We start from the raw sequence: 9,407 nt of genomic DNA on the forward strand, positions 1-9,407 counted from the left end.
GCCCGCGCCCCGCCTGCGGTCAGCACCGCCGGCAGGTCGATCCTTTCCTCGCGTCGCCCGCCGCCCGCGACCAACGCCGTCTGCTGGCCCAGCTGATAATCGCGCTCGGGTTCATAGTGGCGCAGCCGGATCGCCCCCGGCAGCGCCGCCAGCGGCAAGCGCCGCGTCTCGGCGCCATCGACCGCCGCTTCGACCCGCCGCGCCTCGGCGAAATCGCCCAGCGCGACCGGATCGCCCGCCAGCGCCGTCGGCGCCAGCCGCCAGCCATCGGCCGCGCCCACCAGCCGTACGCCATCGGCATCGAACAAGGGCGCCAGCGCGTCGCGCACCCGGTCGCCCGACGCAGCATAACCCGCAAATCCCGTCTGCCCGGCGCACCGCCCCGCCTCGCCGAGCAGCGCATCGCAGACGAACCCGGCATCGATCGCATCCGCATCGGCTTCGACCTCGAAAGTCAGCGCCGGAATCCGGTTGCCGAAGCTCGCCAGTTCCAGCTCCTCGAACACGACATAGCTCAGCCCGCGAAACGCGCTCGCCGATCCGATGCCGATGGCGGCGGCGATCAGCGGATCGACCGCCTGATCCTCGCTCCCCTCGTACAAGCGAAACACGCACCGCTCCTGGAACGTCCCGCTCGTGCCGCGCAGCAGATTGCCGTCGGCCCAGATCCGCCGGATCGCCCGGATCGGCCGCGACGACAGCGCCACCGCCAGCGACACCGCATAGCTATACTCGGTCGTCGACGGCCGCCCCTTGCCGCCGCCATGCTTCTCGCGCCGCTCGATCAGGTCGGTCGCCCAGATCACGCTGCCCGCGACGCGCATCGTCCCGAACAATTGCGGGATCTGCTGGCCATAGGTCGACGCCTGGATTTTCAGGTCGGCCAGCCGCGGCCCCTCACGCCCTTTGGGCTTGAAGATCTCGGCATCGATCTGCTGCCCCGCATAAGCCCCGATCGCCGCCCCCACGGGCCCGCCGATCAGGCCGCCGACCACCGTCAGCACCAAGGTTGCCATGACTATGCTCCCAAATCTGGAGAATCCTCCCCGTCGCGAAGCGATGGGGACGGTGGAGGGATCGAGGCCTTGCACCGACGCACGACGGAAGCGCCGCGCATGGGAAGGTTTCACGCAGAGGCCGCAGAGGAAGCAGAGACCGCAGAGACCGCAGAGAAAAGAGAAGACAGGCGGCGAAGCCGCCAATCGCTCATCACTCATGGCTCCGCGCCTCCGTGTGACCAACTTCTTCTCTGCGACCTCTGCTTCCTCTGCATTCTCTGCGTGAAACCTGTTCAGCGCTCCGCCAGCCGCCACCGCGCCGCCGCCCGCACGTCAACACCCAGCGGCGTCTCGACCACCCGCCGAAGCCCCGCATGGGCATGCACCACGCTCGCCGCGCCGATCAGCGCCAGATGAAACTGCCCTGCCGCCAATGCGATCAAAGCGACATCGCCGACCCGCACCTCATCGTCCACCAACACAAACCCCGCCGCGGCCAAGCTATCCTCGACCCGCGCCCGCGGCCATCCCCGCAGCGGATAATCGCCCGGCCGGACCAGCCTGACGCCCGCCGCCGCATAGGCCGCCCACACCAGCCCGACGCAATCGAGCCCCGTCGCCGCATCCTTGCCCTGCAACCGGAACCGCACGCCGACCAACGCCCGCGCCGCCGCAAAGGCGCGGCAACCCCGATCATCCACCGGGATATCGCGTCAGCAAATCATTGCCCGGCAGATGCGCCTCGCCGCGAAAATTCGCCGCATTGGCAAAGCGCGCGCTGCACGTCGCCAATTGCCGGTCGCACCCCTCGGTCAGCCGCACCCGCGCCGGCAAGTCGGGCAACACCCCCGGCGCCTCGGCCAGCGTCAGCACCGTCCCGTCGTCGGCGATCACCGGCGACGCCAGCCCGCACGCCGCGCCCTGGGTCCACAGCAATTCGCCAAACGCCAGCGTCCCCGCCGCGACCGGCGCATCGAGCGTCACCGTCCGCCCGTCGACCGCAACCACCCGCCGAACATGGGTCAGCGGCGCCAGGTCGATCCGGCACGCCCGATCGCCCAGCGCGGCGCGGCACGATGGCGAGGTCGCCGGGCAGGCCGGTCCATCGAGCGAGCGCAACACCCCCTGCAACTCGGCCGCAAACGCCGCACCGCGCCGCTCGACCGCACCCAGTTCGCCGCGCGCGACGACCACCGGCGCGGCGTCGGGCGCGCTCCAGTCGGTGACCATCAGCACCAGCTGCGCCCCGTCCCAGCGCCCCGCGTCGAGGTCGGCGGCGGCGATCGCCGCGCTGCTGACCGCGCCTTCCAGGTCCATCGTCTCGACCTCGAGGCTGTCTTTCGTCTCCAGCGCCGACGGCTTCATCCCCGGCGCCGCGCGGTACGGCGTGCCGTCCACCATCAGGTCGCGGTCGTGCGAGGTCAGCCCGACGACCACCCCGTCGCGCCGCGCCAGCCGCCAACACCAGGCGAGCGTCACCAGCTCCTCGCGCAGCCAGTCGGGCGCCGCGGTGAGACTTTCCGCCATCGTCATAGTTCTTTCCTGCTCAAATACCGTAGCCCTGAGCCTCTCGAAGGGCGCCTCACTGAGAAGCGCCCTTCGACAGGCTCAGGGCTACGGTAAATGAACTAGCGGTTCTTCCGCCCTTCGATGAGCCCGTCGACGAGGCTGGGGTCGGCGAGGGTCGAGGTGTCGCCGAGCGAGCCGAAATCATTCTCCGCGATCTTCCTGAGGATGCGGCGCATGATCTTGCCCGAGCGCGTCTTGGGCAGCCCGGGGGTCAGGTGGATATGGTCGGGCGTGGCGATCGGGCCGATTTCCTTGCGGACCTGCTGCTTGAGGGCGGTGACCATTTCTTCGGTCGGCTCGACCCCGGCGTTGAGCGTCACATAAGCATAGATGCCCTGGCCCTTGATGTCGTGCGGGAAGCCGACGACCGCCGCCTCGGCGACATCCGCGTGGAGGACGAGCGCGCTTTCGACCTCGGCGGTGCCCATGCGGTGGCCCGACACGTTGATCACATCGTCGACGCGCCCGGTGATCCGCCAGTAACCGTCGGCATCGCGGCGGCAGCCGTCGCCGGTGAAATATTTGCCCTTGTAGGTCGAGAAATAGGTCTCGGCGAAGCGTGCGTGATCGCCATAGATCGTCCGCGCCTGCCCGGGCCAACTGTGCGTGATGCACAGATTGCCCTCGGCCGCGCCGCCGCTCTGTTCGTCGACGAGCACGCCGCCCTCGGCATCGACGAGTTGCGGGCGGATGCCGAAGAAGGGTTTACCGGCGCTCCCCGGCTGCGCGGGGTGCGCACCGGGCAGGGTGGTGATCATAATGCCGCCGGTCTCGGTCTGCCACCAGGTGTCGATTACCGGCACGCGGCCCTTGCCGACGATGTCGCTGTACCAGCGCCAGGCCTCGGGGTTGATCGGCTCGCCGACGCTGCCGAGCAGGCGGATCGACGACAGGTCGTGGCGGGTGACATAGTCATCGCCCTCGCGCATCAGCGCGCGGATCGCGGTCGGGGCGGTGTAGAGGATATTGACCTTATGCTTGTCGACGACCTGCCAGAAGCGGTCGTGGTCGGGGTAGTTGGGGATGCCCTCGAACATCAGGGTCGTCGCGCCGTTCTGGAGCGGACCATAGACGACATAGGAGTGGCCGGTGACCCAGCCGATGTCGGCGCTGCACCAGAAGATCTCGCCGGGGCGATAGTCGAAGCCGTACCAGAAGGTCGTCGCGGTCCAGACGCTGTAGCCACCCACCGTGTGCAGGACGCCCTTGGGCTTGCCGGTCGAACCCGAGGTGTAGAGGATGAAGAGCGGGTCCTCGGCGTTCATCGGCTCGCAGGGGCAGTCGGCGGGGACGTCGGCCGACAGCGCGTCGTACCAATGGTCGCGGCCTTCCTTCATGCTCACGTCGCCGCCGGTGTGGGCGATGACGAGTACGGCTTTGACATCGACGCGCTCGAGCGCCTTGTCGACATTGGCCTTCAAGGGGACGACCTTGCCGCCGCGGAGGCCCTCGTCGGCGCAGATCACCCAGTCGCTCGCGCAATCCTCGATCCGGCCGTGGATCGCCTCGGGCGAGAAGCCGCCGAAGACGACGCTGTGGACCGCGCCGATGCGCGCGCAGGCGAGCATCGCCACCGCACCCTCGGGGATCATCGGCATATAGATGGTGACGCGGTCGCCCTTCTGGACGCCGAGCTTCTTCAGCGTGTTCGCAAAGCGGATGACGTCCGCCAGCAGCGCCTTGTAGCTGATCGTGCGCGTCTCGCCATCGGGGGCGTCGGGTTCGAAGATGATCGCGGTGCGGTCGCCGTACCCCGCCGCGACGTGGCGGTCGACGGCGTTGTGGCAGAGGTTGAGGACGCCGTCCTCATACCATTTGATCGCGACCGGGTCGTAGGACCAGTTGGCGATCTTCGCCGGCGCGCGGGTCCAGTCGATGCGCTTTGCCTGCTCGGCCCAGAAGCCGTCGGGGTCCTCGACGCTCTGCCGATAGAGACGGTCATAGTCGGCGGCGGTGCAATGGGTGTTCGCGGCGGCGTCGGCGGGGACCGGAACCAGCGGTTCGGAGGGGGGTAGGTCGGACACGGCAGCTCTCCTCTATTTGCTCCCCCTTAGCCGCTCGCATCGAGCGAAGTCGAGATGCGTCTGGCGCTGCGCAGGCGTGTCTCGACTTCGCTCGACACGAACGGGGGTTGGGGATTAGAGGCAGCGCAATATGGTATCGAAAGGATGGGTAATGGCCGGGATCGGCGAAGATGTTGGGCGTCTGCTCGATGGACTGGGCGTCGACCGGCGCCTGTGGACCGAAGGATCGATGCCGTCGGTGACGCCGCTGACCGGTGAGCAGGTGGCGTTGGTGCGCGTCGCCGATGGCGCAGCGATCGACGAAGCCCTCGGCAATGCGACCGCGGCGTTCCGCGCCTGGCGCAAGGTGCCCGCGCCGCGTCGCGGCGAGCTGGTCCGCCTGTTCGGCGAAGAATTGCGCGCCGCGAAGGACGATTTGGCCAGGCTGGTGACGATCGAGGCGGGCAAGATCCCCTCCGAGGGCGCGGGCGAAGTGCAGGAAATGATCGACATCTGCGACTTCGCAGTCGGCCTCTCCCGCCAGCTTTACGGCCTGACCATCGCGACCGAGCGGCCGGGGCACCGGATGATGGAGGTCTGGCACCCGCTCGGCGTCGTCGGGGTGATTTCGGCGTTCAACTTTCCCGTCGCGGTGTGGGCATGGAATGCCGCGCTCGCGCTTGTGTGCGGCAACAGCGTCGTGTGGAAGCCGTCCGAAAAGACGCCGCTGACCGCACTCGCCACGCAGGCGATTTTCGAGCGTGCGGTTGCGCGCTTCGGCGATGCGCCCCAAGGGCTGTCGCAATTGCTGATCGGCGGGCGCGAAGCGGGCGAGGCCTTGGTCGACGACAGCCGCGTCGCGCTGCTGTCGGCGACGGGATCGACGCGCATGGGCCGCGCGGTGGCGCCGCGATTGGCCGAGCGTTTCGCGCGCGCGATCCTCGAGCTCGGCGGCAATAATGGCGTGATCGTCGCGCCCTCGGCCGACCTCGATTTGGCGCTGCGCGGCGTCGCGTTCGGCGCGATGGGGACGGCAGGGCAGCGCTGCACGACGACGCGGCGGCTGTTCCTGCACGACAGCATCTATGACGGTTTCGTCGCCAAGCTGAAGGCGGCCTATGCCAGCGTTGCGGTCGGCAATCCGCTGGCTGGCGAGGTGCTCGTCGGGCCGCTGATCGACCGCGCGGCCTATGAGATGATGCAGGAAGCGCTCGTCGCCGCCAAGGCGGCGGGCGGCGTCGTGACGGGCGGCGAGCGCGTCGGCGAGGGCGCGGGCTTCTATGTGCGCCCCGCGCTGGTCGAGATGCCGGGGCAGGTCGGGCCGGTGCTCGAAGAGACCTTCGCGCCGATCCTCTATGTCATGCGCTACGACGATCTCGATGCGGTGATCGACGCGCATAATGCGGTCGCGGCGGGGCTGTCGTCGGCGATCTTCACCACCGATATGCGCGAGGCCGAGCGGTTTCTGGTCGCGAGCGATTGCGGGATCGCCAACGTCAACCTCGGTACTTCGGGGGCCGAGATCGGCGGCGCGTTCGGCGGCGAGAAGGAGACCGGCGGCGGGCGCGAGAGCGGATCGGACAGCTGGCGCCAATATATGCGGCGCGCGACGAACACGGTGAATTATTCGGACGCGTTGCCGCTGGCGCAGGGGGTGAGTTTCGATCTCTAATATCCTCCCCGCTTGCGGGGAGGATCAGGCCGTGCGCCAGCTGAAACGGTCGTCGCCGAGCGCTATGACTTCGCCCGCCGTTCCCACCGGCTCGACCTTGCCGTCGGTCAGGAAGGCCAGCATCGCGGGGTCGTTCACATCGACGTGCGACAATGTGCGTTCGCCGCCCGGCGTGCGCGCGACCACGACGCCGGTCTTTGGCGCGCCGTCGCGGGCATAGAAGACGGTGTAGCTTTCGATCGTCGCCGGCCCCGCATAATCCTTGACCAGTTCGGGGACGGGGCCGCGCTTTTCCTCGGCTTCGGCCTGATAGTCGAAATTTTGCGGGAAGCTCGCGGCGGCGATCGGTTCGCTGCCGAGGACGATGCAATGATTGTCGGTCGCGAAGCCGCCGTTGGCGAAGAGAAAGCCGTAGCGACCCTCCTGGCGCAATTTCTCGACCATCGAGACCACCGCATGGCTCATATAATTGGCGATCGGGCCGCCGCCGAAGGTCAGGCCGCCGAACACCGTCGCGGGCTTGTCGACCGACCAGCCGAGCGTGCGGCGCGCCATCTTGGGTACGCAGGGAAAGCAGCTGTACAGTTCGACGCAGTCGAAATCCGCGACCGTCATCGCGTTCAACGCGAGCGTGCGGTTGATGCTCGTCTCCATGCTGACGCTGCCGTCGTAGCGGTCGCGATGGAGAATGCTCGCAGGCTCCTTCGCCGCAGCGCCCATGCCCACATAAATGAGCCGGTCTTCGGCGATGCCGCGGCGGCGCGCCTCGGCGAGGCTGGCGACGAGGAAGCCCGCACCCTGATTCACCGACGAATTGGCGACCATCAGCTTCGAATAGGGAAAGGCGATCGGGCGGTTGCGCTCGTCGACGGTCAGGATGTCCGCCGGCGTCGCGGGCTTGCGGATCCAGGCGCCGTCGTTGGTCGCGGCGACCTCGGAGAAGCGCGACCAGATCGCGGCGCTTTCGTCCTGCGCTTCGGCGAGGCTTTGGCCCCAGGCGGCGCGGGTCGCGTTTTCGTAGAGCGGATAGACGTCGACGGGCGCCGACAGGCCGTGGACCTGCGCATAATTGGGCTCGCGCCGGGTCGCGACCTGACGGACGGCGTTATAGCTTTTGTCCTCGCCCTGCGCGGCCTTGGCGGCGCGGCCGGCGGCGGTGCGCAGCGCCTCGGCGCCGACGATCGCGGCGAGTTTGATCTCGCCGGCGCCGATGCGGTTCGCGGCCTCGTTGAGCAGGCGGATCGGGGTGTCGCCGTGCGGGGCATCGGACTGGTAGTTGATCGCGGGGGAGGCGCCGATCGCGGCGGCGAGCGGTTCGGGCAGCTTGCCGAGGCTGTGGAAGCTGATCTGGTCGACGATCGCGAGGCTGTCGATCTCGGTCAGCGACACGCCGGCATCTTCAGCCGCGACATTCAGCGCCGCGACCATCAGCCCGAGCGAGTCGAGCCCTTGGTCGGGGTCCTCGGGCCGGTCGTTGATCTGGCCGACGCCGATGATGACGGGAATGCGCTCGGGATCGGTCATGCCCATATCAGCGCGCCTTCCATTCGGGCTTGCGCTTTTGCGCGAAGGCGAGCGGACCTTCGCGCGCGTCCTCGCTGCGCATCAACGCGTTGCGTTCGAGCGTATTGGCTTCCCAGGCCGCGGCGTCGGAGGCGATGCGGCCGTCGTGGATGCCGAGCGCGACGCGTTTCGACACCTGCACCGACAGCGGCGCATTGGCGGCGATCTTTTCGGCGAGCGCGATCGCGGTGGGCATCAGGTCGGCGGGCGATACGACGCGGTTGGCGAAGCCGTAGCGATGCGCGGTCGCGGCGTCGAAGGGATCGCCGGTCAGCAGATGCTCCATAGCGAGCTTTTGCGGCAGCTGGCGCGCGATGCGGAAGGCGCCCCCGGCGGCGGCGAACAGCCCGACCTTGACCTCGGGCAGGCCGAATTGCGCATTTTCGGACGCGACGATGATGTCGCTCATCAGCGCGATTTCGCAGCCGCCGCCAAAGGCGAAGCCGTTGACCGCGGCGATGATCGGCTTCGAGATCGGATGCGCGACCATGCCCGCGAAGCCCCACGCCTGTTGCGCCTTGTCCGCAGGGAACAGCATTTCGCCGCGCGACACCGCGACCAGGTCGGCGCCCGCGCAGAAGCTCTTGTCGCCCGCGCCGGTGATCACGACGACGCGGATTTCGGGGTTGTTTTCCGCCTCTTCCAGCGCCGTGCCGATGCCGACATGCACCGCGGCATTGACCGCGTTGCGCGCCTCGGGCCGGTTGATCGTGACGATCAGGATATGGCCCTGGCGTTCGCTCAGGACGGCGGGGACGGCGGTGTCGGTCATCGAATCTCTCCCTTTGTCGCGGGAGAGTATCGACGCAGGTTGACGTTTACGTCAACTGTTAACGACGAGCGTTAGATTGACTGGCCGGTCTTCGCCCAGTCGGCGAGGAAGCCCTCGATGCCCTTTTCGGTCAGGATATGCTTGAACAGGCCCTTGATGACCGAAGGCGGCGCGGTCATCACGTCGGCGCCGATCTTGGCGGCTTCGAGGACGTGGATGCCGTGGCGGACGCTGGCGACGAGGATCTCGGTCTCATAGCCATAATTGTCGTAGATCAGGCGGATGTCCGAGATCAGCTGCATGCCGTCGAAGCCATTGTCGTCGTGGCGGCCGACGAAGGGCGAGACGAAGGTTGCGCCGGCCTTGGCGGCGAGCAGCGCCTGCGCCGCCGAGAAGCAGAGCGTGACATTGACCATCGTGCCCTCGCCGGTCAGCGCCTTGCAGGTTTTGAGGCCGTCGATCGTCAGCGGCACCTTGATGCAGACATTGGGCGCGATCTTGCGGAGGATTTCGGCCTCTTTCATCATCGTTTCATGGTCGAGCGCGACGACTTCGGCCGAGACGGGGCCGGTGGTCAGCGCGCAAATCTCGCGCGTCACTTCCTTGAAATCGCGGCCCGACTTGGCGATCAGCGACGGGTTGGTGGTGACCCCGTCGAGCAGGCCGGTCGCGGCCAGTTCCTGGATGTCGGCGATTTCGGCGGTGTCGGCGAAGAATTTCATGGCGCTGGGCTTCCTGTTGGGGTGGCGACTCGGTGTTGCTGACCCCCTAGAGCAACGCGTGCGAAATATGAACTGCCACCTCCCTGCTTCGTCACCCCGGACTTGATC

8 protein-coding genes are annotated in these 9,407 nt (G+C 67.8%); 1 reads left to right on the forward strand and 7 read right to left on the reverse strand.

Features of this window, described 5'->3' with window-relative positions; genetic code table 11:
- The 4 genes from ACREB7_RS19575 to acs all read right to left on the reverse strand — a co-directional run.
- A partial coding sequence (locus ACREB7_RS19575; protein ID WP_431593941.1) for a phage tail protein occupies nt 1–1,016 on the reverse strand: 1,016 nt, incomplete at its 3' end.
- Between the two features lie 275 nt (nt 1,017–1,291).
- Entirely contained in the window at nt 1,292–1,699 is a 408-nt protein-coding gene (locus ACREB7_RS19580; protein WP_431593942.1) for an NlpC/P60 family protein, read from the reverse strand.
- Nucleotides 1,692–2,525, reverse strand: a complete 834-nt coding sequence (locus ACREB7_RS19585; protein WP_431593943.1) for a DUF2163 domain-containing protein — start codon at nt 2,523–2,525, stop codon at nt 1,692–1,694. The genes ACREB7_RS19580 and ACREB7_RS19585 overlap by 8 nt, the downstream gene beginning before the upstream one ends.
- Before the next feature lie 101 nt (nt 2,526–2,626).
- Nucleotides 2,627–4,591 carry an acetate--CoA ligase gene (gene acs, locus ACREB7_RS19590; protein WP_431593944.1) on the reverse strand — a complete coding sequence of 655 codons (1,965 nt, stop codon included), beginning with the start codon at nt 4,589–4,591 and terminating at the stop codon, nt 2,627–2,629.
- Nucleotides 4,592–4,742: 151 nt separating this feature from the next.
- Between acs and amaB the strand changes: the two genes are divergently transcribed.
- Nucleotides 4,743–6,242, forward strand: coding sequence for an L-piperidine-6-carboxylate dehydrogenase (gene amaB / locus ACREB7_RS19595; protein ID WP_431593945.1), 1,500 nt, complete (start codon nt 4,743–4,745; stop codon nt 6,240–6,242).
- Nucleotides 6,243–6,266: 24 nt separating this feature from the next.
- On the opposite strand, the gene ACREB7_RS19600 is transcribed toward amaB, so the two are convergent.
- The 3 genes from ACREB7_RS19600 to fsa form a co-directional block, all read right to left on the reverse strand.
- Nucleotides 6,267–7,772 carry an acetyl-CoA acetyltransferase gene (locus ACREB7_RS19600; RefSeq protein ID WP_431593946.1) on the reverse strand — a complete coding sequence of 502 codons (1,506 nt, stop codon included), beginning with the start codon at nt 7,770–7,772 and terminating at the stop codon, nt 6,267–6,269.
- Between the two features lies 1 nt (nt 7,773).
- On the reverse strand, nt 7,774–8,577 hold the full coding sequence (locus tag ACREB7_RS19605) for an enoyl-CoA hydratase-related protein (RefSeq protein WP_431593947.1): 804 nt from the start codon (nt 8,575–8,577) through the stop codon (nt 7,774–7,776).
- Between the two features lie 71 nt (nt 8,578–8,648).
- Nucleotides 8,649–9,299 carry a fructose-6-phosphate aldolase gene (gene fsa / locus ACREB7_RS19610; protein ID WP_431593948.1) on the reverse strand — a complete coding sequence of 217 codons (651 nt, stop codon included), beginning with the start codon at nt 9,297–9,299 and terminating at the stop codon, nt 8,649–8,651.
- Nucleotides 9,300–9,407: the final 108 nt, after the last annotated feature.

The sequence above is a fragment of the Sphingopyxis sp. genome (assembly GCF_050725615.1).
GTDB lineage: Bacteria > Pseudomonadota > Alphaproteobacteria > Sphingomonadales > Sphingomonadaceae > Sphingopyxis.